This is a genomic window from Zobellia uliginosa (assembly GCF_900156625.1).
Classification (GTDB): Bacteria; Bacteroidota; Bacteroidia; order Flavobacteriales; family Flavobacteriaceae; genus Zobellia; species Zobellia uliginosa.
Genome location: NZ_FTOB01000003.1, coordinates 812,446 through 837,129, shown reverse-complemented (window position 1 = coordinate 837,129; position 24,684 = coordinate 812,446). Strand labels below are relative to the sequence as shown.

Genomic DNA, 24,684 nt, shown 5'->3' with positions numbered 1-24,684 from the left:
AGATGAATACGAGTACGATAGACAGATATACCTTAAAACATTACACGAGATTGATTATTTCTTTCTTCGGTAGTCTGTTGGTGCTTACGGTTTACCAATATGCCACCTTGTATTTCAAGGGGGTTGTAGATGTGATTTTCGGCACCAGTTTCTTTATTGCCCTTGTTCACCAAATAGGCTACTCCTCCTTGGTAGGGGTACTATTGGCCTTTCCGTTTAATTTTTGGGAAAACTTGCGTCCGCGTTATGGCTTCAACCTGGTCTTTGTTGTGCTACTCTTACTATTGATGATCGAAGCCATGCTGATCAGTTATTTTTGTACAGCCTTGGTGCCCTTGGGTTCCGACCTCTTGGGCTATAGTTTTGAGGATATTCAAATGACCATAGCCAATTCGGGCGGTATATCATGGGTGCTGCCCTTGGGCTTTATAGGCATTGTAGGGATGTTCTTCGGCTTGTACAAGGTGAGCTCCAAGCATTACCACCACATTAGTAAAATGTACCCCTTTACCATTATTTTGATCAGCATGTTCATTGCTACCCTGTTTATTGAGGGAAAACCTATAGACCATAACAAAACCCAATATCTGGCACTCAACCTTTATGACTCTTCTACGGAAGACACTTCCTATAACTCCGACGTTGAGTACCCCTTGATCAAATCGAAGCCCGTTCCCAATGTTTTGGGCGAGTATTTTCAACTCAAGGAAAACAAACCCAACATTGTATTTATTATGGTCGAAGGTCTTGGTAGGGATTTTGTTGGGGAAGGCGCCGAGTATGGAGGTTTTACCCCTTTTTTAGATTCACTGACCCACAAATCCCTGTATTGGGAAAATTGCTTGAGCAATACCGGCCGTACCTTTGGGGTTTTACCCTCACTTTTAGGGTCGCTTCCCTTTGGAAAAAGCGGATTTATGGAACTTGAAAAATACCCGAACAAACTCACCTTGTTCAGTATTTTAAAAAACAATGGGTACCATACTTCCTTTTACCAAGGAACCAACAGCTCTTTTGATAATGTTGACCGATTTTTAAGCAGTGAAAACCTAGATTTTATACTCGATAAGTCAGGGTTCGGGAAGAATTATCAAATGCAGGCCGAAGATGCGGCAGGGGCCTCTTGGGGCTATCCTGACAAAGAACTTTTTAAAAAGAGCATGAGTCTACCGCGTGAAGCCCAACAGCCTCGTATGGAGGTGTATATGACCATTAGCACCCACGAACCCTTTATTCCTCCCCGACAGGACTTCTACGAGGCCAAAGTGGGCCAAATCCTCTCTGAAAAGGATTATGACCGAAAGACCAAAAAGGTGATCGAAAAGAACGACAATGTCTTCGCTACCTTACTTTACACCGATGATGCCTTAAAATATGTCTTTGAAGCGTATAAGCAACAACCGAACTACGACAACACCATTTTTATTATTACGGGAGACCATAGACTGATTCCGATACCCCAGCGCAATAACCTGAGCCGTTTTCACGTACCCTTGATCATGTTCAGTCCGCTTTTGAAGCAAACCAAAAAAATAAGCGCCCTCAATTCACATTTTGACGTTACCCCGACCTTATTGGCCCTTCTTGAAGCGAATTACGAGCTTAAAATGCCAAAAAAAGTAGCGTGGATGGGGGATGCCTTGGATATGTCGGAGAAATTCAGATCAAAAAAACAGATTCCCTTAATGCGTAACAAAAACGAGTTAAAAGAGTTTGTTGATGGGGAAAAACTATACTCCGATGGATCGATTTATGAACTGGACGAAAACATGGATTTAAGTTCGGCTTTTGGCGGATCTAAGAGTGAGGCCAAGTTAAAGGCCTTTAAATCAATGAATGCCTATGTGACCAATAAGGACAAGATCATTCCCGATAGCCTTGCCATTTTTTCGGTGAAAAAGGAAAAATTCACCGATTCGGAAATCATATGGATCAACAGCGTGTATAACGGGCAAAATTTTGACAAGGTCTATATGATAGCACGTGAATTGGCCTTTGAGCGGGAATATAAAAAATCGCTTTTACTCAGTCGCTACATCCTTTCTGAAGCCCCGAGCCATATTGATACCAAGATTTTAACGGGCAGGGTCAATGTTTGGATGGGAAACTACGATACGTCTATTGAAATATTGAAGGACTGTATAAAAATGAACCCGAATTACATTGATTCGTATTCGGCCCTTTTCGATGTGTATTTCTGGTCAGAACGCTCAAAAGAAGCCATGGAACTTATTGACCAAGTAGAACGGAACAGCTCTAGCGCCCATGAAATAGAGGATAAAATAGAACGGGCACGCCGGCAGGCCCAGAAGAAGGGAATGGCAGCAGCCATGAAAAAAAAGAACAGGTCTGATACCTAGACCCTTGTAAATACGTTTGAACTAGAATGAAGCTTAAAATCACATATCTATTTGTGCTGTGCATTTTCACGGCCCTCTCCGTACAATGCCAGGAAAGGGGCGCTGCGGAAATGGATGAGGTGCGTTTGGCAGAGGCGCGTAATTTGGCTTTTGAAGGTGATTATAAATCGGCCAATGCCATATTGACCGAATTGGTCAAACCGGATAGCAAAGACCACAGTGCGCGCTCCTTATTGGCCAGTACCTATAGTTGGAGTGGTGAATACGATAGGGCAAGGGAAGAGTTCAATATCATTACCTCTTCGGAAAGAAAGGATAGGGATGTTTGGATCGCCGCCGTAAAAAATGAACTTTATGCAAAAAACCACGCCACGGCAGTAGGCTTGGCGAACAAAGCCTTGATTTTTTTAAAAGACGACCCCGAAGTAAAGCGTCTAAAGACCATTGCCGAAGAAGGACTGGCCCGTACCGAATACGGGGAAATGGAGTCTTACAAAAATGATAGCACCACTGTACCCCAAAAGGAAGTCCTTGATATGCTTGCTACCAAATCCCCCGAAGGAGAACCTGCCTTGAACAATAGTATTTCACTGCGAAATCTTGCCGTCGTTTACGATCAACGATACGACCCCATGTACTATTCAAGTCTTTCCTATAAAAGACAGACCCCTTTGGGCAGTATCATCCCTAGAATAAATTACAGCAATCGCCTGGGAACATATGGGGTCCAGTACGAAGTGGACTTTTATCCTAAAATTTCAAAGCGATTCTATGCCTATTTGAACTACGGGTACTCCAATGCCTCGATCTATCCAAAACACAGGGTAGGGGGTGACCTATATGCAAACCTGCCCGCAGCTTTCGAATTCTCGGCCGGCGGAAGGTATATCGATTTTGAAACCACCAAGGTTTCCATAATCACCAATTCATTAGGTTACTACACGGGCAACTATTATTTTTCCTTACGGTCTTATATCACGCCCGGATCGGACAATCTGACCAGCTACTCGGGAAATCTACTGGTGCGAAAGTATCTTAAGGATGCCGTGAACTATATCGGCCTGACCGTCGGTATGGGCTATTCGCCCGAACTTCAGCAATTGACCTATGGAGGGGAACTTTTGGCAGAAACCCTTTTGTACGTAGAGTCGCAACGTTTAAGTTTGGAATATCAATTTACGGGAAAGAAGAGTCCCAACATCTACACCGCGAACATTGGGGCAACCCGGCAAGAATTGATATTTGACTCCGGTAAGTTCTTCTATGGCATTTCCGCAGGCCTTACCTACGAAGTGAAGTTTTAAAGGATTATGATTTACACTTATCCCATTGCATACCTTATAGATTTCCTCATTAGCAACAAATTGTACAACTTCCTAAGTTAACTACCCAATAGAAACCCCGTTCATTACATTACTCTCGCCTATAGACATTGGTATTTGAATAGCTTTGCCCAAAATGGTTTTTGAAATAGGCGGAACAAATCACAACAATAGCACATAATAGCCCAGAAATGCTTGGAGTAGCCGTAAACAAAGGGGTTCTTCATTTGCAAGGCATTGATTTTTAAGCAGTAATAGATAAAGTGCGATGTTTTATCGGTACATATCGCGGTATTTTTGGTATCAAAAAAGGCCGATCTTTACATGATTAACAACTTTTACAACATTTTTCTTTCCTTACACCACATTTTGTTGTAATCACATGAGTTTATGAATATGTTTACATCGTAGTAATTAAGACACCAAATCAAAATAGTAACTTAACCTATAGAAAAATGCTTTACGATACCTACGGAGAAGAATACCTATCATTCCTTCAAGACCTTAACGAAATTTTGAGCTTAAACGAATTGGTAGAATTAGATTATATGTAATCTACCCCCAATCATTGCAACCTTTAAAACCTACAACTATGGCAAATCAAAACCCAGACAACGCAGCTTACATGAGTTTCATTGAAAACTTAAATGAAATCTTAAATAGCGAACAAATCAACAAACTAAATTATTCTTAGTCTATAAGTGAATTATTAGTTGTACAAAAAAGCCCTGGCGTATTAACGTCAGGGCTTTTTTATTTATATCCGTTTAGGGCTATCCCAAATAGGTCTTTAAAAGTTTACTTCTTGAGTTATGGCGCAATTTTCTAATGGCCTTCTCACGAATTTGACGAACTCTTTCCCTGGTAAGGTCAAAAGTCTGTCCTATTTCGGCTAAAGTCATAGATTGTTGATCCCCGATACCGTAATACAATTTAACCACATCCGCTTCTCTTGGAGACAAGGTCTCTAAAGCACGGTTGATCTCTGTATTCAAAGACTGCTGCATTAATATCTTATCCGGTCTAGGAGACTCTCCACTACGAAGTACATCATAGAGGTTTGAGTCTTCACCTTCCCTAAGGGGTGCATCCATAGAAACGTGTCTCCCTGAATTTTTCATCGATTGCTTGACCTCACTGACCGTCATCTCTAGCTCTTTGGCTATTTCTTCGGCAGAGGGTGGGCGCTCATGGGCCTGCTCCAAGTAAGAAAAGGTTTTTTTGATTTTATTGATAGATCCAATTTTGTTCAAAGGCAGTCGTACCACACGTGATTGTTCGGCAAGGGCTTGAAGAATAGATTGGCGAATCCACCAAACGGCATATGATATAAATTTGAAACCGCGGGTTTCGTCGAAACGCTTAGCCGCTTTTACCAGGCCAAGGTTTCCTTCATTGATCAAATCGGGTAGTTTCAGGCCTTGGTTCTGATATTGTTTGGCCACGGAGACTACAAAGCGTAAGTTGGCGGTAGTTAATTTTTCTAGGGCCACTTGGTCCCCGGCACGGATTCTTTGTGCGAGTTCTACTTCCTCAGACGCGTTGATCAGATCAATTTTACTGATATCTTGCAAGTACTTATCCAATGATTTTGATTCCCGATTGGTTACTTGCTTGATAATCTTTAGTTGCCTCATGTATCTAGTATGTTTAGGATTGCTACAAGCATACAGTATACATTTTTATTATCTATTATCCAAAGACTTGTGAGTATTCTTATACATAATTTATGAGAAGTTTAAGATTTCAGGTACGAATCTAGGAGGATTTGACGCATTCCGCTATTTTTGAGGACAAATAGTAGAAAAATGAGCAAGCGAAAGCTAAAGAAATACCTTTCGGAAATAGATAAAGGGGCCATTGAAGAGCAATTGCTCGACCTATACGAGCGCTTTCCCGAGGTTAAGGAGTACTACAACTTTATCTTCAACCCAAAGGAAGACAAGCTCGTTCAAGAAGCAAAGACCAAAATCAGTAATGAGTATTTTCCCGTAAAGCGAAGACGCCCTAGGGCAAGACGCTCAGTCGCCCAGAAATTTATAAAGCACTTTATAAAACTCGGTGTGGCCCCACATCTTGTTGCAGACGTCATGCTTTACAATTTGGAGATAGCCCAAGTATTCGAAAAAGACCATAACCTGCCCGATGCTTTTTACAAAAGCATGATGAACTCGTTTACCGAGGCGCTCAGGTTTATATCGATCAATGGGCTGTTGGCCGAATACAAGGAAAGAATTATAAAAGTTTACACCACAACACAAGACCAAAATTGGCAATTCGGCGAGGGCTTTTCCCGAGCCCTAGATATCATAGATTAAATATGGCAATAGTAATCATCAGACAAGACGACAAGATTGAACTTTGGAAAAAGGCCCTCTTGGCGCAACGACCCGAACTCGAGGTATATAGTTATTTGGAAGACCACCCTAAGGAAAAAATAAAAATGGCCTTGGTCTGGAAGCACCCCAAAGGGGCATTGGCCCATTATCCCAACCTAGAGCTCATCGCTTCCAGTGGGGCAGGGGTGGACTTTATTTTCGAAGATGGGGCGGCGCCCAAGAACTTGCCCATAACCCGTGTGGTAGACGATATGTTGGCCAAGGATATGTCAGAACACGTTCTTGCGGTCATCCTAAGTCATTTGAAAAACCTAGACCAGTATAAAATCAACCAAATAAAAGGAATATGGCAACCTATACAATATCGAAGGATTTCCGATTTTAGGGTCGGTATTCTGGGGCTTGGTGCCCTAGGGCGGGAATTGGCCACGGATTTGGTCAAATACGGCTTTAAGGTTCAGGGCTGGGCCAGCTCTAAAAAAGATATAGCGGGTGTCGATTGCTTTGTAGGTGACAATGGCCTGATCGATTTTTTAAAAACCACACAGATCGCCGTTTGTCTATTGCCCCTGACCCAAGAAACCACCGGAATTTTGAACAAAGAACTGTTTTTAAAACTTCCTAAGGGCGCTTTTGTCATAAACGTGGCACGTGGTGGCCACTTGGTTGACGAAGACTTGATCGAAATGTTGGACACGGGACACCTTTCCGGTGCCGGTTTGGATGTTTACCACGAAGAGCCTTTACCAAAAGAACATCCTTTTTGGAAACATGAAAAAATACAGATGACCCCACATTATGCCAGTGTTTCCGACACCGGTTCCGTAGTGCCCCAAATCCTCGAAAATTATGATAGGCTACTGACGAAAAGGGATTTATTGAACGAAGTGGTCATGGAAAAAGGATATTGACCTTGAACATTTTTCTCTTTGGCCAAAAATAGAAAGACATGCTTTTGGCCCAAGTATAACGGGGCCTGAGCAATGCTTTTGTCGATTTCCCCAGATTTAATTTCAGAAGAGGACAAATTTCCTTTAATTTTGTAAAATTGAGAAAATCGGGAAGCCCCACCTTCTTACAATACATGAACACTAAATTTTAGACCCTACTTGGAGTTAAAAAAAGATACTACCGAAAAGCAACTATACGATTATCAGATCGAAGATCTGAAGACCATTTTCAAGCATCTTGAGGATCCAGAAGAAAAGGGCAATCTACTATACCAACTGCCAACAGGTGGTGGTAAAACCGTTGTTTTTTCTGAAATAGCCCGTCGTTATATTGAAAAAACGGGTAAAAAAGTGGTCGTACTTACGCACCGTATAGAATTGAGCACCCAAACTTCCCGTATGCTCAATAGCTTCGGTGTAAAGAACAAAATCATCAATAGTGAGGTGAAGGAGCTTACCGACCAAGATACCTATATGTGTTTTGTGGCCATGGTGGAAACCTTGAACAATAGGCTGCAGGAAGAAAAGGTCGAAATCAAGGATATTGGTCTGGTCATCATCGATGAGGCGCATTACAACTCCTTCCGAAAATTGTTTAAGTTCTTCAAAAACTCGACCATTCTCGGGGTTACTGCAACACCCTTAAGCTCCAACATCAAATTGCCCATGAAAGACAACTATCAAAAGTTGATCGTGGGCGAATCTATAGGGTCGCTGATTAAAAAAAAGTTTTTGGCCAAGGCCAATATGTACAATTACGATGTAAGCCTACAAAGCCTAAAACTGGGTATCAGTGGTGACTACACCGTTAAGTCTTCCGATGAGCTCTACAGCAACCAAAGCATGTTGGGCAAGCTCTTATCGGCCTATAAGGAGATTGCCGATGGTACAAAGACACTGATTTTCAACAACGGTATCAACACCTCCCGTTACGTATACGAAACCTTTAAAAAAGCCGGCTACAATATCCGTCACTTAGATAATAAAAATACGGCCTCGGAACGAAAGGAAATACTAGAGTGGTTTTCCAACACCCCTGACGCCATTCTGACCTCGGTCAGTATCCTTACCACCGGTTTTGACGAACCTTCGGTAGAGACCATTATTCTCAACAGGGCCACCCGTTCCCTAACGTTATACTTTCAAATGATCGGTCGTGGTTCTCGAATACTTCCGAACAAGAGTGAATTTACCGTAGTGGACCTCGGAAACAATGTAGCACGTTTCGGATTGTGGGACGCCCCTATAGATTGGCAGGAAATCTTTCATTTTCCTGATTTCTACCTTGAGAACATCAAGAATGACGAGGAAATCGAAAAAGAATTTGTTTATGAAATGCCCCCGGCCCTTCGTGAAAAATTCAAGAAATCTTCCAATATCGAGTTTAACATCAAGGAAGAATATAAAAAGGTTTTTGCCCAAGGCCTGAAGTCTAAAATTGTATTGGAGCGCAGTATAGAGCAACACGCCCAGATTTGTGTAGAGAATTCGGAGGATGTTTTCGACGCCCGTATCTTGGCCAAAGAGCTCAAGGAGGAGATTGCCTATCGCGTACGACAATATTCCTACTGTATCATGAACAATACCAAGAACTATAAGGAATGGCTTGAAGAAGACTACGAACGTAAATTACGTTCGAGTATTTCCCGTATGTTCGCAGCCAAGATGTAAGGGTATTGGAAATTCGACCGAGCCGATAAATGTATTACTACAAGGTGAAGCAAGACATACTTTTGATTATTGGTTTTACCTGGCCCGAACCCGCTTCTACGGCAGCAGGAAACCGTATGCTGGAATTACTGCGTTTTTTTAAGGAAGGGGGCTATCGCATTGTTTTTGCCAGTACGGCGAGCCAAACAGGGCTATCCCTAGATTTAAAGGCATTGGCCATTGAATCGATGCCCATCACCTTGAACGATTCCGGTTTCGACCTCTCCATAAAAGAACTAAACCCCGACATTGTTATTTTCGACCGTTTTTTGACCGAAGAACAGTTCGGGTGGCGAATAGCCGAAAGCTTACCGAACGCTATTAGGATACTTGATACCGAAGATTTGCATTCGCTTCGGAAAGCTCGGGAAACGGCCCACAAGAAACATATGTCATTTTCACTGGAAGACTGGCAGCAAAGCGATGTGACCAAGCGTGAAGTGGCAAGTATTTACCGCTCCGATCTTTCATTAATGGTTTCGACTTTCGAGATGGAACTCTTGACGAAACAATTAGCCATAGACGAGGATCTCTTAGTGCACCTCCCATTTTTGCTAGACCCTATCGATAATGAGAAACAAGGCCATTGGCCCGCCTTTGACCAAAGGTCGGGTTTTGTCTGTATTGGTAATGGTAGGCATGCCCCAAATGTAGACGCCCTGCTTTACCTCTCCCAAGAGATTTGGCCACTAATACGAAAAGGGCTTCCCGATGCCCAATTATCGGTTTATGGCGCCTATCTACCACAACATATACAAGAGCTACACCGACCTGACCAAGGGTTCCACATAAAAGGCTGGGCCGAAGATGCGAACAAGGTCTTAGGTAAGGCCCGCCTTAATCTGGCGCCTTTGCGTTTTGGCGCGGGTATAAAGGGAAAACTGACCTCGGCCATGCAAAATGGAACCCCGAGCGTCACTACCAATATCGGAGTCGAAGGTATGCACGCCGAAATGCCCTGGAGCGGGGCCATTGCCAATACGGCCGAAGACTTTGCCAGAGCGGCCTTACGATTGTACCACAATAAAGAAGAATGGACGAAAGCACAGAACAATGGCCTCGCCATTGTCGATACAAGCTATGATCGTCATGTGCTAGAAAAGCGATTGAAGGAGAAAATTGATGGATTGGTCCGTAATTTAAAAGCGCATAGACGCAAAAATTTTATAGGCGCACTATTGCTTCACCAAACCATGCAGGCCACAAAGTACCTTTCTAAATGGATTGAGGAGAAGAATACCAAAAACTAAAAGTCCTTACGTTTTTTTGAGCCCTAACTTTTTCAAATATCGGCAACCAACTGCTTAAGATTCTCCGGGGTCAAAGGTTTGGAAATATAGTCCACTACCATAGAATAGGATTTCGCCTTGGCAATATCTTCGGGGTCGACCGAGGAAGAGACCATATAAATCTTTATATCTCTATTTATTTTCGGGTCTATGGCCTTGTATTCCTCTAAAAATTGAAACCCGTCCATAACGGGCATATCAATATCTAAAAGTATAATGTCGGGGAGGGCGGCCGGATTGTTTTGGTTTTCCAAAATAAAGTTCAAAGCGTCCTCACCATTGACAAAGACCGAAGTTTTGTGTTCTATTTCTAAGAATTTTGCGGATTGAATGATCGTGAAACGATAAATATCGTCATCATCGATAATGCACAGGTGAAAAGGTGATTGCATGCGAAATTGATTAATTATAAGGTTATGCTAAAAGTTGAGCCTTCATTGACTTTACTTGATACTGCTATTTTTCCGCCCATGGCTTCCACCTGGGTCTTGGTCATAAATAAACCGATGCCTTTTGCTTCGGGGTGGTTGTGGAAAACTTTGTTCAATCCGAACATTTTATGGCCGTGCCTGTTCAAATCGATTCCTAAACCATTATCCTTAAACTTCAACAATACGTTTCCATTATGGATTTCAGAACTTATTTCTATCAGGGGCGCACGTTCTGACGACCTATATTTTAAAGCGTTTCCTATTAAGTTTTGAAAAATGCTCTCTAAATAAATTTTATTGTAGTGAACAGAATCGACCTCTGAAAAATCACCTTTAACAACTGCCTTGGTCCTGCTGATTTCAGCCGTGAATATCTCCCTCGTTTTGTGTAAGGTTTCACTAAGGAAAATCTCACTTCTCTCAATTGAAGTGTGGTTTTTTACCGACAAGGCCTCCACCAAGGTATTAAGCGTTAAGGTAAGGTGCCCGATTACAATTTCAAATTTTTCGAACAACTCTTTTCGCTCTTCCTCATCGTCCATCAGTTTATAAATTTCCAAAAGTGAGTTCAAATTACTTACCGGTGCCCGCAAGTTGTGAGAGGTAATCTGCGTAAAATCCGCTAGTTGATGGTTTTGTGCGGTCAACTCCTTGGTAAGGATTTCCAAATCTTCCTTGGCCTTTAAAATTTTCCTTTCGGCCATTTTTTGGGCGGTCGTGTCACGTATGGCCATAGATATAAGCAATCCCTCTTCTATATGTAAAGGTCCAAGTGTTACTTTTACCGGAATTTCCCTTCCCGATTTATGGATCATATAAAAGTCTTCCCCTATATCGATTTTCTGAATTTTAGGGTTGGCCAGAAACTTTTCACGATGTGGGGCCCTCTTTTCTTCAAACCTAGAAGGTATAAGCATCTCGACAGATTTTTCGACTAACTCTTCGGGAGTGTAGCCGAATAAGCTTTCGGCCTGTTTATTGACCATTTGTATAATGCCTTCTTTATTTATAATAAGCGTAGCACTTGGGGCAGATTCGACCAATCCTTTAAACTTGATCTCTTGCATCTGTTGCTCGGTCACATCTTGGCAAGTTCCAATCAGCTTAATTATTTCATTCTGTTCGTTTACAATGACCTCACCCAATAACAAAATCCATTTTAAGGTACCGTCATTTAAAACAATCCGGTGTATGATTTTTTCAAAGTGTTTCTCTTCAATGGCTTTCCCAAAGTGGGCCGAAACTATTGCTTGGTCCTCTACATGTACATAGCTGTAGTAGGTGTTGAACTCCAGTTTTGTGTTTTCTTCTTGCTTAAAAAGATAATAGAGGTTGGAAGACCAAAAAACTTCATCCGTAATAATGTTCCACTCCCAGTGCCCCAATAATGCCTTTTGTTCCGCAAAGATTAAGAGCTCGTTCTTTTTAACCAATTCCTCTTCAATTTTCTTATAATCGGTAATGTCTTGTGAAATCCCCAAAACATTGACTATTTCTCCCTTGTCGTCTACATGAACATCTCCAGAAACCTGAATGGTTTGTGTGCCACCATCATCACGCAGGATTCTGTGTGTAAAATTTTGAAATTCCTTGTTTTTGATACAATTGGTCAATAAGGCGCTTACATAAGTCCGGTCGTCGGGATGTACCTTATCCATAATATTGCTCATTGACACGCAAGCATCTACTTCAAAACCGATGATACGGCTCATATTTTCGGAACAGCTGAAGGTATTCGTTCTGATATCCCAGTTCCAATGGCCCAATCGTGCTTTTTTTTGGGCGAGATTTAATAACTTATTATGCTGAAAAAGATTGTTTTCAGTTTGTTTTCTTGTGGTAATGTCTTGAATGATTCCTGTAACCACAATGCATTTACCATTTTCCATTTTACGGGTGGCAATAACATGTAGCCATCTCGGGTTTCCTTTTGGGGTCGTAAATTCTAGTTCATGATCAAAAGGCGTACCTGAATTTATGAGCCCCTTCAATCCTTCTTCTATTTGGAGCCCTGTAGAGTCAGGTCGATGCATTGGGGGTTTTACCCCTCTTTTCAGGACAGTGTCATGGGGAATCTGCAGTATATCGCAAGTGACGTCGTCGAGGGTATATTCCCCGGTAGCCACATTCAATTTCCACGTGCCCATCCTTAGCCTTTCATGAATGACATTCATGGTGTCGGAATCGATAATATTTTTATGATTTTTCATCCCCATTTAGAACAAACTTGAAACTATTATTTAACAGAAAAACCATATGAATATTATAAACTTCTTTGTAATTAGCGAAAAAACTTAATGGATTACTAACGCTGGCCGTCATTTAATTTCTGGTTTAACAAGGCTCCTTAACGATGCCTTTGGGTACATCACTATATAATGGCTTGAAAATATAGTTAACAAGCGTAGGATAGGCTTATCTAGGTTTTCTGAAATAAAGGACAAAGCGTCTCCATTTGAATAAACCGAGCCCTTATGTACCATGAGCCCCAAAAAATTTACGTATTGAATAGTAGCATAACCATAAATCTCGTCGTCATCGATAATACCCAGATGAAAAGATGGTTCCATATGATATTATTTAAAGGATATTATAAAAGTAGAGCCTTCGTCGACCTTGCTTAATACTGATATTTTACCTCCCATAGATTCGACCTGGGTCTTGGTCATAAAGAGTCCGATGCCCTTAGCATCCGGATGGTTGTGAAACACTTTGTTCAATCCGAATATTTTGTTCCCGTGTCTAGCTAGGTCAATTCCCAACCCGTTATCCTTAAATTTTAACAGAACTTTCCCTTTATGGATTTCGGAACTGACCTCTATCTGGGGAATACGCTTTGGCGACTTGTACTTTAAGGCATTCCCTATTAAGTTTTGAAAAATACTTTCTAAATATATATTGTGGTATTGAATGACATCCACTTTTGAAAAATCACTTTTAACAATAGCCTTGGTCCTGGTGATTTCGGCCGTAAGAATTTCCTTGGTTTTCTTAAAGGTTTCGCTAAAAGAAACTTCATGGCACTCTACCGAGGTACTACTTTTAGTGGAAAGTGCATTTATCAATGTATTCAATGTCAAAGTCAGATGGGCAATAACCGTTTCAAATTTTTTAAAAAGCTCTTTGCGTTCTTCTTCATCGTCCATCATCTTATAGATGTCTAAAAGCGAATTCAAATTGCTGACCGGAGCACGTAGGTTATGCGAGGTAATTTGGGTAAAATCGGCCAATTGAAGGTTTTGCGCGGTAAGCTCACGCGTCAAGGTTTCCAAATCTTCCTTGGCCTTTAATATTTTACGTTCCGCCAGTTTCTCGGTAGTGATATCCCGAACGGCCATAGATATCAACATTCCTTTGTCGATTTCCAAAAGGCCCAGGGTAACCTTCACTGGAATTTCCTTTCCCGATTTATGCTTCATAAAGAAGTCCTCTCCCAAATCCATCTCTTGCACTACCGGATTCTCCAAAAACTTTTTTTGTTGCGGAATCCGTTGTTCTTCAAACCTAGAGGGGACAAGAATTCCAAGTTTTTTCCCTAGGAGCTCTTCTGGGGAATAACCGAACAAGTGTTCCGCCTGCTTATTGATCATTTGTATTGTATCGCCCTCGGCTACGATAAGGGTGGCATTAGGCGCAGACTCCAGCAACCCCTTGAATTTTATCTCTTCTGAACGTTGTTCGCTTACATCTTGTAGCGTGCCCAACATTTCGATTATATTATTGGAATCATCAAGATTTACGGTCGCCAATAGCTCTACGACCTTAATGGTTCCGTTATCCAATACAATCCGATGTATTACACTTTCAAAGTTCTTGTTCTCTGCAAGGGAATTGATCCTAGCCCTAACCATTTCCTTATCATCTGGGTGAACATAGCCAAAATAGGTGTCGAAATGAATTTCACTGTTTTCTTCAATTTCAAAAATGCGATAAAGATTGGTCGACCATTTTATAATATTGGTGGTCATATTCCATTGCCAATTGCCGATTTTTGAAATTTGCTCGGCAAAGCCTAAGAGTTGATTCCTGCTAAGAAGTTCATTTTCAGACTTTTTTTGTTCCGTAACATCTTGGGAAACCCCCAGAATATTTAGAATTTCATCGTTTAGGTCCGTATTGACCTTCCCATACACCTTAACGTATCGAATCTCATCGTTTAGAACTATACGATGGCTAAAACCATTAAAAATCTTGGTCTTTACAATGTTGTCCAGACAAGAGCGCACGTAGTCCATATCTTTGGGGTGCACATCCTTTATAAGGTCCTTTATCGGAAAAATGGTATTTTCCTCAATTCGTAAGAGGCGCGACATATTTTCCGAACAGCTTACGGAATCAGTCTTAGGGTCCCACTGCCAGTACCCAAACTTGGCCCTTTGTTGGGCCACCACGAATAATTGATTCTTTTTAATGAGTTCATTTTCAAATTGCTTTCGGGTCGTAATATCTTGAGAACTACATATAAAACTCACTAATTCGCCCGAATCATCGAGAACGGCTTCGCCCAAAACTTCGATAATACGTTCAGAGCCATCGTCTAAAAGAAACCGGTGAAACAAGGGGTCAAAAGATTTGGTCTTTACGGCATTCGCCATGTGATCTCGTACCAGTTCAAAATCTTCTGGGTGCACCCCATTGATCAATTCTTCGATAGTAATAACAGTGCCGTATTCAACGCCGATTATGCGAGCAATATTTTTTGAACAATTGACTAAATCGGTTTTTAAGTCCCATTTCCAATGCCCTAGAGCGGCTTTGTTCTCCGTAAAGTTCAAAAGCTCGTTCTTCTGGGTCAATTCTGTCTCGAACTCTTTTCTGTGCGTAATGTCTTGCATCATACCCGATACCTTTATGTTTCCATCGGCATCATGGTTTATTTTTCCTATTAATAAAAGCCATATATGATGGCCATCGGGAAGCTCCAATTCCACCTCGTGATGAAACGGTTTTTTCTGTTTTGCCGTGTTGGCAATGAGATCATTTACAAGCGCCCATTCCTCTTTATTTTGACAATAAGTTTCCGTTTCTCGATCTTCTAGGGCCGCACCGTAGGGCAGCTGTAGAATATCATACGATACTTTGTCTAGGCGATACCTTGCTGAATCGACATCGAACTCCCAGTAACCTATCCTGGCAATCACATTTAAATCAGCAATTCTATTGTCTATATTTTCTATGGGACGATCTTTAATACACATCAAAAAGAATTTTACACTTATTTAACAAGAATAAGATCGCTGTCAAGTACAGTAAATCTTAAGAATAGGGAAATACAAATCAATGGTTCATGTGCTATGCTTTACTACGAAAATAAATCAATTTAGCCTAATTCACTGTAAATTAGGGGATTTATTCTATCAAAACACAAAAAAACGACTAATGGCGCTTCTGCTTTGCCATTATATGTTTGAATTGAACGAATGGAGGGGCTATATTTTAGAACCACCTTAATACCCGCTTCTTTTTTCATTATTTTAATAGCGACAAACCTCCGTTATATCGCATTGTTTTTTCAAATTGCTTTACTTTGCAATGTTTAAATTATGATTATGCAAAAACCGGACTGGAAAACAGCGATAGAATTCGAAGATATCACCTATAAAAAGTGTAACGGCGTAGCCCGAATAGCCTTCAACCGCCCGAATGTGCGCAATGCGTTCAGGCCAAAGACGACAAGTGAACTGTACAAAGCCTTTTATGACGCCCAGGAAGACACCTCGATCGGAGTTGTCTTATTATCGGCCGAAGGGCCTTCTACCAAAGATGGGGTCTATTCATTTTGTAGTGGAGGCGACCAAAGGGCTAGGGGAGAGCAAGGTTATGTCGGGGAAGACGGTATGCACCGTTTAAATATCCTTGAAGTACAGCGCCAAATACGTTTTATGCCCAAAGCAGTGATTGCCGTTGTACCCGGTTGGGCCGTGGGTGGGGGGCACAGCCTCCATGTCGTTTGCGATTTGACCTTGGCCAGTAAGGAACATGCCATTTTTAAACAGACCGATGCCGATGTAACCAGTTTTGACGGAGGCTACGGTTCGGCCTACCTTGCCAAAATGGTGGGACAAAAAAAGGCCCGTGAAATCTTTTTCTTGGGCCGGAACTACTCGGCCCAAGAAGCCTACGAAATGGGAATGGTCAATGCCGTAATCCCTCATGATGAATTAGAGGATACCGCTTATCAATGGGCCCAAGAGATTCTTGAAAAATCGCCCACTTCCATAAAAATGCTAAAATTTGCCATGAACCTTACGGATGACGGTATGGTTGGGCAGCAAGTGTTTGCCGGTGAGGCTACACGCTTGGCCTACGGAACCGAAGAAGCCAAGGAAGGTAGAAACGCCTTTCTCGAAAAACGCAAGCCCAATTTCGGAAAGAACAAGTATATTCCTTGATCGCAAAAAATAGAAAGAACGGTCACTATTTTCGGGCAAAGCATTTTCTCGAACAATATAAAACCAGAAAGAGCCCATCCTAGAAGGAAAAGGCTCTTTCGTCGAGAACACTATATGAAAATGAAAAAATTTACTTTCGTTTTTATTACACTGTAAACATACACTGAAGCCTTATCACATCATAACTATTGTTGCGAGCCAAGGCAAAATTGTTGTGTAACTAGCACAAAAAGATATTTAAGTTTTTTCGTACGGCTTTCGTACGTGTAGAACCTGCCGTATTATTGAAAGGAAGCCAAGATATTTTTTAAAAAGAGATTGATATCAAAATCGGGTTCTTCGGCAAGGCCGGTGCGGACCACTACCAAATCTTTTGAGGGAATAATAAATACCCGCTGTCCTTGGTAGCCATTGGCAGAGTAGAGATCCTTGGGTACATCTGGGTATTTTCCGTTGGCATTAAGCCAAAAATGCGCTCCGTAGGTGCCATCGGAATGTAAAGTGGGTTTGGATACATAATCGACCCAAGAAGAATCAAAAAGCCGTTCGCCGTTCCAGTTCCCCTTGTTCAAATATAGTAGTCCGAATTTGGCCCAATCACGGGTGGTGGCCCAGGCATATGAAGATCCTACAAAATTACCTTTCATATCGGTTTCAATCAACATACTGCTCATTCCTATCTTATCGATAAGTGCTTCGTATGGGAAATTGATATACTCTTGATGGGTTTTAAACCGTTTTCTTAAAATGCCCGATAAAAGGTTGGATGTTCCCGAGGAATAGTTCCATATTTCCGTAGGTGCCGCAATGGCCTCCTTTTCGCCTTGGGCCTTGGTCATATCGGCATCCATAAAAAGCATACGGGTTACATCTGAAATGGAGGTATAGTCTTCTTCCCAAGCAAGTCCGCTTTGCATACGCAAGAGATGGTTCAGGGTAATATGTTTTCTTTCATCCTTTTCCCATCCTTCCAAAAGAACGGCTTGGTTCAGGTCTATTTTCCCTTGGTATTCAAGAATACCATATAAGGTGGCAAGTACACTCTTGGTCATACTCCAGCCCAAAATTGGCGTATCCTTGGTAAAACCATCTAAATACTTCTCACCGACAATATGGTTTTTATAGGCTACAAGTACCGTCCTGGTCTTTTTCTCCTCGTTATCACTAAAGGCCCAATCTATGGCTTTTTGCAAACGGTCATAATCTATATGGTCAAAAACCGTGTCTTTGGCTTCCTTGTCACCGTAAGGAAAAACCAAATCGGACTTCGGTTCGGCCCGCACCGGAACGGGAATTGGAATATTAGGGTCATAATTTTCATTGATCAAAGTACAGCCCAGTCCTTCATGACACACGGCTTTACGCTCCATGAGTCCGAATACCGAAGCGGAAGCACTCTTACCATCGGTTTCCACGTCGGCCAGGTTTATTAAAGGCACGTCGTTATCGTTCAATTCAACCGATCGGGCCCCGCGTTCGGTCAAAAAGACCGTAGAAGCCATGTTTTTAGCGGCGTAGCCGGAAATAAAATTGAGTTTGGGAAAATTAAAGTATACGGCCACGGAAAGAATAACGAATAAAATTAGAAGGATACGTTTGAAAGTTTTCATAATGTTCTCGGGAGTTTTGAAATAAAAAGTACACCAGAAAAAATGTAAAAGTAAATGAATTTGTACAACCGTCTATTAGATTTTATAAATTGCTTACCATGAAAATACTTGTACCGCTAAATATACCCGATACCGGGATCGATTTATTGAAAAAGGAAGGACTGAAGGTGACCAAATGGACCAAAGACCTACCGATGACCAAAGAAGAGCTTTATAAAGCCGCAGCGCAACACGATGCCCTTTTAAGCACGAACAATTATAAACTAGATGCCGAATTCTTAAAGGCGAACAAGCATCTTAAAATCATTTCCCAATATGCAGCAGGCTATGACAACATCGATATTGTAGAGGCCAAACGCCTGGGCATTCCCATTGCCAATGCACCAAACTCCATGACCGATGCAACGGCCGATATTGCCTTTGCCCTTGTCTTGGCCGTATCGAGAAAGATGTTCTATATGCACAAGACCATAGCCAAAGATGAATGGCGGCATTTTAGGCCCCAGGCCCATTTGGGAATCGAACTAAAAAACAAAACAGTCGGAATTTTCGGGTTGGGGCGGATAGGACTCGAATTTGCCCGCCGTTGTAAGGGGGCCTACGGCATGGAAGTACGCTACTGCAACCGTTCGACCAATAGGGAAGCTGAGGAAGAATTACAGGCCAAAAAAGTTTCTTTTAACGACCTTTTGGAGCAAAGCGATATCATTTCCGTACACTGTGCACTTACCCCTGATACAAAACACAAGTTTGATGCCAACGCCTTTAAAAAAATGAAATCGTCCGCCATTTTCGTAAATACTGCAAGGGGACAGGTACATAACGAAACCGATTTGATAGCGGCTTTGCGGCACGGTGAGATATGGGGGGCGGGACTTGATGTTACCGACCCCGAACCCATGAAAGCCGATAACCCGCTGCTCTCAATGGAACAGGTTGCCGTAACCCCGCACATTGGTTCGGCCACCCTAGAGGCACGGCGTCAAATGTCGGTTTTTGCGGCCCGCAACATTATTGCCTTTTACAAAGGAGAACCGATTCCGTATCCTGTATCTTGAAAATTATGTAGCTTTAAGGGAAAGCTTACGGCTATGGACAAAAAGATCACCCTACTTTTATTGTGCTGCTATTTGTGCCATTCTTGTGCTGAAAAAGACAAGGATGAGGATGATGGTTGCATTTGGAAAACCAAGGTTGTGAACGTCTCGGCCTACAATTCCGTTCATTGGCAAACGGACCAAGAGCCAAGCGTGGCTGCTTGGGGCGACACCTTGCTCCCCGGAATGAAGGCAATAGCGGTTTCTCGAGACCTGCTAGACTTGGGATTGGAACAAGGGAGCCACGTGAAAATACAAGGCCTCGATGGGTTTTATACCGTAATGGACAAAATGCACAGCCGTTGGAGAAACAAAATCGATATTTATATGGGTACCGATATTGCAAAAGCTAGAAAATGGGGCCGAAAAAAATTAAAGATCAAATACCGTGTCAAACGGGAAACCAACATCGATAACGAATGACCAAAAAGTACAGCCTATATCTGGCTATTTTCAGCTGCCTGCTCTTTTTGCAGTGCAAGCCGGTAAAGGAAACGGTACAGCTTCCTGAAATTATAGATAAACCCATTGTCTTTGACGAAACCCGAAAACAACTAAGCCTAGAATACCTTCGGGACCGCTATGGTATGGAAAAGGAGACACCGACCATAATTCCGCGAATAATCGTATTACATTGGACCGTCATACCCACCTTAGAAGAAGCCTTCGAAGCCTTTAATCCTCCGACCTTGCCCAATTGGCGGCCCGATATTAAGGATGTAAGCGGATTAAACGTTTCTTCCCAGTTTATGGTAGACCGCGATGGTAGCATTTATCGCCTATTGCCAGAGACTACTATGGCCCGACATGTTATTGGTCTCAACCATTGCGCTATAGGCATAGAAAATGTTGGGGGCACCGAAGCCATGCCCTTGACCGAGGCCCAACTAAAATCGAATATCGAACTGGTAAATTACCTAGCCGACAAATATGCCATCGATTATCTGATCGGCCATTATGAATACACCTATTTTGAGAACCACCCACTATGGTTGGAAAAGGACAAAGGCTACCGTACCCAAAAGACCGACCCGGGCGAAGATTTTATGGGCAAGGTTCGACGAGCCACCAAAAATCTTAATTTTGCCCCCATACCAAAAAAACCGATGACCCCATGAGAATACCGATTTCCGCCCTTATTCTTTTTGTCTGCCTATATACCCATGCACAGCAAACGGATCTGACTACCCAACTTTACGAAACCTATGAAACGTACAAAGAGCCCTTACTTCAAAAAAGACGTATAAAGCACCATGAGCTACAACCCTTAATCGAACAGTACAAAAACCACCCTAAATTTAAGGTAACCCAAGTCGGCAAGTCCATCGAGGGCCGTTCATTGTCGCTCATCAGCCTAGGGGAGGGACCGACCGATGTATTTTTGTGGTCACAAATGCACGGTGACGAACCTACCGCTACACAAGCTATTTTCGATATACTTAATTTTTTCAAGAGCGATGATTTCGCTGCAGAAAAACAGCAAATCTTGGCCAACTGCACCTTGCATTTTTTACCCATGTTAAACCCTGATGGGGCAGAGGTCTTTCAACGAAGAAACCGCTTGGGCATCGATGTCAACCGTGATGCATTGCGTTTACAGTCACCCGAGGGCCAGACCTTGAAAAGGGTACGTGATAGTCTAGATGCCGATTTTGGCTTCAACCTACATGACCAAAGTACCTATTACAATGCCGAAAGAACCGAAAAACCGGCCACCATCTCATACTTGGCCCCGGCATACAATTACGAAAAAGATATCAATGAAGTACGGGGCAACGCCATGAAGGTCATTGTCTTTATGAACAAGATTATTCAAAAATACGCTCCGGGCCAGGTTGGGCGATACAATGACGATTTTGAACCAAGGGCTTTCGGCGATAATATCCAAAAGTGGGGCACAAGTGCCATTTTAATAGAGTCAGGAGGATATCATAACGATGTGGAGAAGCAGGAAATAAGAAAACTGAACTATGTTTCGATCCTTTCCGCCATATCTACCATTGCAAAGGAAAATTATAAGGATATCGCCTTGGAGGAATACGAGGAAATACCCGAAAACGACCGGAAGCTTTTTGATTTGAAAATAGCCAATGCCACCTATCCGCTTTTGGGTAAAAACTATATCTTGGATATCGGTATCAACCGCCTAGAGGTAGACAAAAAAGACCATAACGATTTTTGGTACAGCAGCCGCATCCTAGACCAAGGTGACCTCTCTACCTATTATGGATACGAAACCCTTGATGCTTCGGGGCATACCATTGTTCCGGGCAAGGTATATCCTAAGCTGGTGAATACATTGAACGATCTGGCCGCCCTTGATATCACTTCCTTGTTAAAATCAGGATACACCTATGTACGGGTAGAAAACATTCCATCGTCGAAACTGTCTTCTCCCTTCCCCATACATATCATCGGAAAGCGGTATAAGTTGCCCGAGTTTTCAATAGAAATCGGCCTCAACCCTACCTTCCTCTTAAAAAAAGATAGAAAAATCACGCATGCCATAATCAACGGTTTCTTGATCGACCTTGAGGCCGATAAGAAAACGAATTTCAGGAATGCGATGATTTATCGATAAGTGGTGTTCGCGCTTAGTAACCGAACCTCATGGCCATTTCAGACATCTCTGAAGCCTGAAGGGCTATTCTAAAATACATTGAAATTGCCAAGGTTGCAATGATAGCAAACAATGTAAGGGTCAAGGCCTGGTACCATTTAGGCATTCCGTTTAAAGCGGTGTTCTGAATAATAACTGTTAATACATCCATGTGTTCTAAAATTTTGCCATTTAGCATAGCATTTGTTCTGGATGTAGGTTTTCATTTTCTAATATGGGGTACTCGTGTTCTCTTTGAACAGCGAAGTAGAAGAAAACCCCACCTAATATTGTTTTAATTCGTTGAATCGCACAAAAAAAGGAAGAACGGTAAGTTCTTCCTTTTTAACTGTTGTGCAATGGCCGGGACGAAACGCCGGCAAATACAACTATGCTTTATAGGGTTTCCGCATCCAAAAGGGCGAAAAACTTGTTCAAGTTCGGAATGATAACGATTTTAGTACGTCTGTTCTTCGCACGGTTTTCTTTAGTGTCGTTATCTACCAAAGGTAAATAGCTACTTCTACCGGCAGCGATCATTTTAGTAGGATCAACATTGTACTTGTTCTGAAGGATCTGAACGACACTGGTAGCACGCTTAACGCTCAAGTCCCAGTTATCACGGAACATTTCAGTGCTGATGCTTCTTGAATCGGTGTGACCTTCGACCATAACTTCCATGCTTGGCTCAGAGTTGATTACCTGTGCCAATTTTTCAAGAATCTTGTTGGCTTTGCTGCTCACGCGGTAGCTACCACTGTTAAAAAGAAGCTTATCGGAAATGTTGATCATAACAACGGTCTTGTCGATGTTCACATCTACATCGTCGTCGTCGTCTGAGATAGATTTCTTAAGGTTGTAAGAAATGGCCAAGTTCATTGAATCTTGCAAAGTTTTTGCTTCGGCAAGTTTAGCGGGATCCACTTTGGCAAGTGTTGATCTCATCTTCGCTTTGGTGTTGTTGCTCATTACGGCAACATCGTCAACAGAAGTCATTTGACTATCGTTGATTTCCTTTAAAGAATTGATCTTTTCGTTATACTCGGTTACACGAGCTTCTATCTTAGACATTTTACCTTCAAGTTCTTCCTTTTCAACTTGGGTCTTTGTCAATGCGCTTTGCGTTTCTGACAAGTTGTTTTCAAGAGCAACGTATTTTTTCTTAGAAACACAAGATGCCATTAGGGTAACGGCAAGCGTACTTAGGATAATCGATTTTTTCATTTTAAAACGTTTTGATATAAAAGTATATTGATTCACTACTATAATACGGAATAGGTCCGCAATTGGATCTTTACCGGGGGGCAACATTCTAGACGAAGGGGTGGATAAACCCGATAAAAGGCGGCGCAACCCTTTGTTATTGAAGGATTAAGGCTTTTGTAAAAAAGCAAAAAAAAAGACGCCTAAAATGGGCGTCTTTTTTACTGTTTTATCGAGATTGGCGATTATTCACAGCCTCCTGTAAAGCCTTCTGCGCTAAATTTGGTCTGAACGGCACCTTGTAAACTGCCATTTTTTACTTGAATGGCCAAATTGTTGTCACCACCCCTTTTAGGGCTGCAGTACTCGAAGAGGTAAAAACTGTTGGCCCGCTCGGAAACGATTTCAGAAATCCTATTGAAAGTATCTTCCAATTCGTCTTTATTGGCAGCAAATTCACTAGAGTTCTTTCCGAGGTCGCTCAAGACCTGTGTATCGATCTCGCTTCCCAAACCTATGGTAAAGAAGGAAATGTTCGGATCGGCCGTATCTACTTTTTTCTGTGCGGCATCTTTAGCATAGCGTGAAGCCTGGTCGGTACCATCGGTAAAGATTACTACGGAAGCAGCACCGATCTTATCGCCTTTTGTACTATCCTTCAAAAGGTCGCTCGCTTTATCGGTAGCTTTAATGACAGCACCGTAAAGGTCGGTTGACACATCGCTACTGATATCCTTGTTAATCGTCTCGATTGCAGCGGTCAAGTCCGATTTGTCGGAAGTCAAAGGAGTTAGTTCATGTAATATGTCTTCCCCATCAAACCAATAAATCGCCATTTTATATGACTCTTGTGAGGTAGCCGGCATTACGGCATCGATAAAACTGATACTCGCCGCTTTTAGTTCATCGACACTCTCGCTCAATACACTATTACTTAAATCGAGTATTAAAAGGGTGTTGCTCGAAAATATTTGCTCATTGGGAGAAATACGGGCTTGCGATTCCGAAGGGGAAATGGTATTGAAACAATCGTCGTTTCTTCCTTGTTCGTAAATCGTAAACTGGTCAGCGGTCAATCCTGAAACAGGACTCCCTTCACTATTCGATACTTTAAAGAAAATAGAAACCTTACCGGGGGCGGTAGTATATTGGTCTTGTATGGAAAGGACGAGTTCGTTGTCACCTAGATCCAAACATTTGTCAACGGGTTGCCCTTTTCCTAGTCCATCACCTGTATTTAAGGCATAGTTCACATCGTCATCGGCATTTCCGCAAGAAGCAAATAGAATAATGGAGAAAAAAAACAAAAGTAGTTTTGAGGAGGAATTCATTTTCGTGGATTTTACGTTCAACCATCACAACGTTGATTTTAGTTTTAAAGT

20 protein-coding genes are annotated in these 24,684 nt (G+C 42.1%); 11 read left to right on the top strand and 9 right to left on the bottom strand.

Annotated features, from left to right (window positions below):
- The first annotated feature begins 2 nt into the window (after positions 1–2).
- On the top strand, positions 3–2,360 hold the full coding sequence (locus tag BW980_RS12220) for an LTA synthase family protein (protein WP_076455482.1): 2,358 nt from the start codon (positions 3–5) through the stop codon (positions 2,358–2,360).
- A 26-nt stretch (positions 2,361–2,386) separates the two neighbouring features.
- On the top strand, positions 2,387–3,664 hold the full coding sequence (locus tag BW980_RS12215; RefSeq protein WP_076455481.1) for a YaiO family outer membrane beta-barrel protein: 1,278 nt from the start codon (positions 2,387–2,389) through the stop codon (positions 3,662–3,664).
- Between the two features lie 791 nt (positions 3,665–4,455).
- On the opposite strand, the gene BW980_RS12210 is transcribed toward BW980_RS12215, so the two are convergent.
- Positions 4,456–5,319, bottom strand: coding sequence for a sigma-70 family RNA polymerase sigma factor (locus BW980_RS12210; protein WP_013995481.1), 864 nt, complete (start codon positions 5,317–5,319; stop codon positions 4,456–4,458).
- Between the two features lie 171 nt (positions 5,320–5,490).
- Between BW980_RS12210 and BW980_RS12205 the strand changes: the two genes are divergently transcribed.
- From BW980_RS12205 to BW980_RS12185, 4 genes are all read left to right on the top strand, one after another.
- Complete coding sequence (locus BW980_RS12205; RefSeq protein WP_076455480.1) at positions 5,491–6,000, top strand: DUF6155 family protein; 510 nt, start codon at positions 5,491–5,493, stop codon at positions 5,998–6,000.
- 2 nt (positions 6,001–6,002) lie between these two features.
- Entirely contained in the window at positions 6,003–6,932 is a 930-nt protein-coding gene (locus BW980_RS12200) for a 2-hydroxyacid dehydrogenase (protein WP_076455479.1), read from the top strand.
- Between the two features lie 198 nt (positions 6,933–7,130).
- Positions 7,131–8,642: a DEAD/DEAH box helicase gene (locus BW980_RS12190; protein WP_076455477.1), complete on the top strand. Its 1,512-nt coding sequence runs from the start codon at positions 7,131–7,133 to the stop codon at positions 8,640–8,642.
- 44 nt (positions 8,643–8,686) lie between these two features.
- Positions 8,687–9,931 (top strand): glycosyltransferase, encoded by a 1,245-nt coding sequence (locus BW980_RS12185; RefSeq protein ID WP_076455592.1) that lies wholly within the window; start codon positions 8,687–8,689, stop codon positions 9,929–9,931.
- Between the two features lie 32 nt (positions 9,932–9,963).
- On the opposite strand, the gene BW980_RS12180 is transcribed toward BW980_RS12185, so the two are convergent.
- From BW980_RS12180 to BW980_RS22585, 4 genes are all read right to left on the bottom strand, one after another.
- Positions 9,964–10,362 (bottom strand): response regulator, encoded by a 399-nt coding sequence (locus tag BW980_RS12180; RefSeq protein WP_076455476.1) that lies wholly within the window; start codon positions 10,360–10,362, stop codon positions 9,964–9,966.
- Positions 10,363–10,376: 14 nt separating this feature from the next.
- Positions 10,377–12,611, bottom strand: coding sequence for a PAS domain-containing sensor histidine kinase (locus BW980_RS12175; protein ID WP_175609889.1), 2,235 nt, complete (start codon positions 12,609–12,611; stop codon positions 10,377–10,379).
- A gap of 366 nt (positions 12,612–12,977) precedes the next feature.
- A complete protein-coding gene (locus BW980_RS12165) occupies positions 12,978–15,599 on the bottom strand; it encodes a PAS domain-containing sensor histidine kinase (RefSeq protein ID WP_076455473.1) in 2,622 nt (873 codons plus the stop codon).
- Between the two features lie 122 nt (positions 15,600–15,721).
- The gene (locus tag BW980_RS22585) at positions 15,722–15,871 is read right to left on the bottom strand and encodes a hypothetical protein (RefSeq protein WP_175609888.1); all 150 of its coding nucleotides are present in this window, start codon (positions 15,869–15,871) and stop codon (positions 15,722–15,724) included.
- A gap of 79 nt (positions 15,872–15,950) precedes the next feature.
- Between BW980_RS22585 and BW980_RS12160 the strand changes: the two genes are divergently transcribed.
- The gene (locus BW980_RS12160) at positions 15,951–16,793 is read left to right on the top strand and encodes a 1,4-dihydroxy-2-naphthoyl-CoA synthase (RefSeq protein WP_046288096.1); all 843 of its coding nucleotides are present in this window, start codon (positions 15,951–15,953) and stop codon (positions 16,791–16,793) included.
- 281 nt (positions 16,794–17,074) lie between these two features.
- On the opposite strand, the gene BW980_RS12155 is transcribed toward BW980_RS12160, so the two are convergent.
- Complete coding sequence (locus tag BW980_RS12155; RefSeq protein WP_076455472.1) at positions 17,075–18,403, bottom strand: serine hydrolase domain-containing protein; 1,329 nt, start codon at positions 18,401–18,403, stop codon at positions 17,075–17,077.
- 98 nt (positions 18,404–18,501) lie between these two features.
- Between BW980_RS12155 and BW980_RS12150 the strand changes: the two genes are divergently transcribed.
- From BW980_RS12150 to BW980_RS12135, 4 genes are read left to right on the top strand one after another with little or no spacing between them, the layout of a single operon-like run.
- Complete coding sequence (locus BW980_RS12150) at positions 18,502–19,461, top strand: 2-hydroxyacid dehydrogenase (protein ID WP_076455471.1); 960 nt, start codon at positions 18,502–18,504, stop codon at positions 19,459–19,461.
- A 33-nt stretch (positions 19,462–19,494) separates the two neighbouring features.
- A complete protein-coding gene (locus BW980_RS12145) occupies positions 19,495–19,923 on the top strand; it encodes a 3D domain-containing protein (RefSeq protein WP_076455470.1) in 429 nt (142 codons plus the stop codon).
- The gene (locus tag BW980_RS12140) at positions 19,920–20,618 is read left to right on the top strand and encodes an N-acetylmuramoyl-L-alanine amidase (protein ID WP_076455469.1); all 699 of its coding nucleotides are present in this window, start codon (positions 19,920–19,922) and stop codon (positions 20,616–20,618) included. Before BW980_RS12145 ends, BW980_RS12140 begins: the two co-directional genes overlap by 4 nt.
- Entirely contained in the window at positions 20,615–22,081 is a 1,467-nt protein-coding gene (locus BW980_RS12135) for a M14 family metallopeptidase (RefSeq protein ID WP_076455468.1), read from the top strand. The genes BW980_RS12140 and BW980_RS12135 overlap by 4 nt, the downstream gene beginning before the upstream one ends.
- Before the next feature lie 13 nt (positions 22,082–22,094).
- On the opposite strand, the gene BW980_RS22580 is transcribed toward BW980_RS12135, so the two are convergent.
- The 3 genes from BW980_RS22580 to BW980_RS12120 all read right to left on the bottom strand — a co-directional run bounded on the left by BW980_RS22580 (position 22,095) and on the right by BW980_RS12120 (position 24,633).
- Positions 22,095–22,271: a hypothetical protein gene (locus BW980_RS22580; protein ID WP_158499753.1), complete on the bottom strand. Its 177-nt coding sequence runs from the start codon at positions 22,269–22,271 to the stop codon at positions 22,095–22,097.
- Between the two features lie 224 nt (positions 22,272–22,495).
- Positions 22,496–23,323, bottom strand: a complete 828-nt coding sequence (locus tag BW980_RS12125) for an OmpA/MotB family protein (RefSeq protein WP_013995497.1) — start codon at positions 23,321–23,323, stop codon at positions 22,496–22,498.
- Positions 23,324–23,547: 224 nt separating this feature from the next.
- Positions 23,548–24,633 carry a vWA domain-containing protein gene (locus tag BW980_RS12120; protein WP_076455467.1) on the bottom strand — a complete coding sequence of 362 codons (1,086 nt, stop codon included), beginning with the start codon at positions 24,631–24,633 and terminating at the stop codon, positions 23,548–23,550.
- Between the last annotated feature and the right edge of the window lie 51 nt (positions 24,634–24,684).

Excerpts from the sequence above, each read along its gene's own strand:
- BW980_RS12200 (WP_076455479.1), top strand. The coding sequence starts at position 6,003 with ATGGCAATAGTAATCATCAGACAAGACGACAAGATTGAACTTTGGAAA.
- BW980_RS12180 (WP_076455476.1), bottom strand. The coding sequence starts at position 10,362 with ATGCAATCACCTTTTCACCTGTGCATTATCGATGATGACGATATTTAT.
- BW980_RS12135 (WP_076455468.1), top strand. The coding sequence starts at position 20,615 with ATGAGAATACCGATTTCCGCCCTTATTCTTTTTGTCTGCCTATATACC.
- BW980_RS22580 (WP_158499753.1), bottom strand. The coding sequence starts at position 22,271 with ATGGATGTATTAACAGTTATTATTCAGAACACCGCTTTAAACGGAATG.
- BW980_RS12140 (WP_076455469.1), top strand. The coding sequence starts at position 19,920 with ATGACCAAAAAGTACAGCCTATATCTGGCTATTTTCAGCTGCCTGCTC.
- BW980_RS12125 (WP_013995497.1), bottom strand. The coding sequence starts at position 23,323 with ATGAAAAAATCGATTATCCTAAGTACGCTTGCCGTTACCCTAATGGCA.
- BW980_RS12210 (WP_013995481.1), bottom strand. The coding sequence starts at position 5,319 with ATGAGGCAACTAAAGATTATCAAGCAAGTAACCAATCGGGAATCAAAA.
- BW980_RS12220 (WP_076455482.1), top strand. The coding sequence starts at position 3 with ATGAATACGAGTACGATAGACAGATATACCTTAAAACATTACACGAGA.
- BW980_RS12175 (WP_175609889.1), bottom strand. The coding sequence starts at position 12,611 with ATGAAAAATCATAAAAATATTATCGATTCCGACACCATGAATGTCATT.
- BW980_RS12205 (WP_076455480.1), top strand. The coding sequence starts at position 5,491 with ATGAGCAAGCGAAAGCTAAAGAAATACCTTTCGGAAATAGATAAAGGG.
- BW980_RS12120 (WP_076455467.1), bottom strand. The coding sequence starts at position 24,633 with ATGAATTCCTCCTCAAAACTACTTTTGTTTTTTTTCTCCATTATTCTA.
- BW980_RS12160 (WP_046288096.1), top strand. The coding sequence starts at position 15,951 with ATGCAAAAACCGGACTGGAAAACAGCGATAGAATTCGAAGATATCACC.
- BW980_RS12155 (WP_076455472.1), bottom strand. The coding sequence starts at position 18,403 with ATGAAAACTTTCAAACGTATCCTTCTAATTTTATTCGTTATTCTTTCC.
- BW980_RS12215 (WP_076455481.1), top strand. The coding sequence starts at position 2,387 with ATGAAGCTTAAAATCACATATCTATTTGTGCTGTGCATTTTCACGGCC.
- BW980_RS12145 (WP_076455470.1), top strand. The coding sequence starts at position 19,495 with ATGGACAAAAAGATCACCCTACTTTTATTGTGCTGCTATTTGTGCCAT.
- BW980_RS12150 (WP_076455471.1), top strand. The coding sequence starts at position 18,502 with ATGAAAATACTTGTACCGCTAAATATACCCGATACCGGGATCGATTTA.
- BW980_RS12165 (WP_076455473.1), bottom strand. The coding sequence starts at position 15,599 with ATGTGTATTAAAGATCGTCCCATAGAAAATATAGACAATAGAATTGCT.
- BW980_RS22585 (WP_175609888.1), bottom strand. The coding sequence starts at position 15,871 with ATGAAAAAAGAAGCGGGTATTAAGGTGGTTCTAAAATATAGCCCCTCC.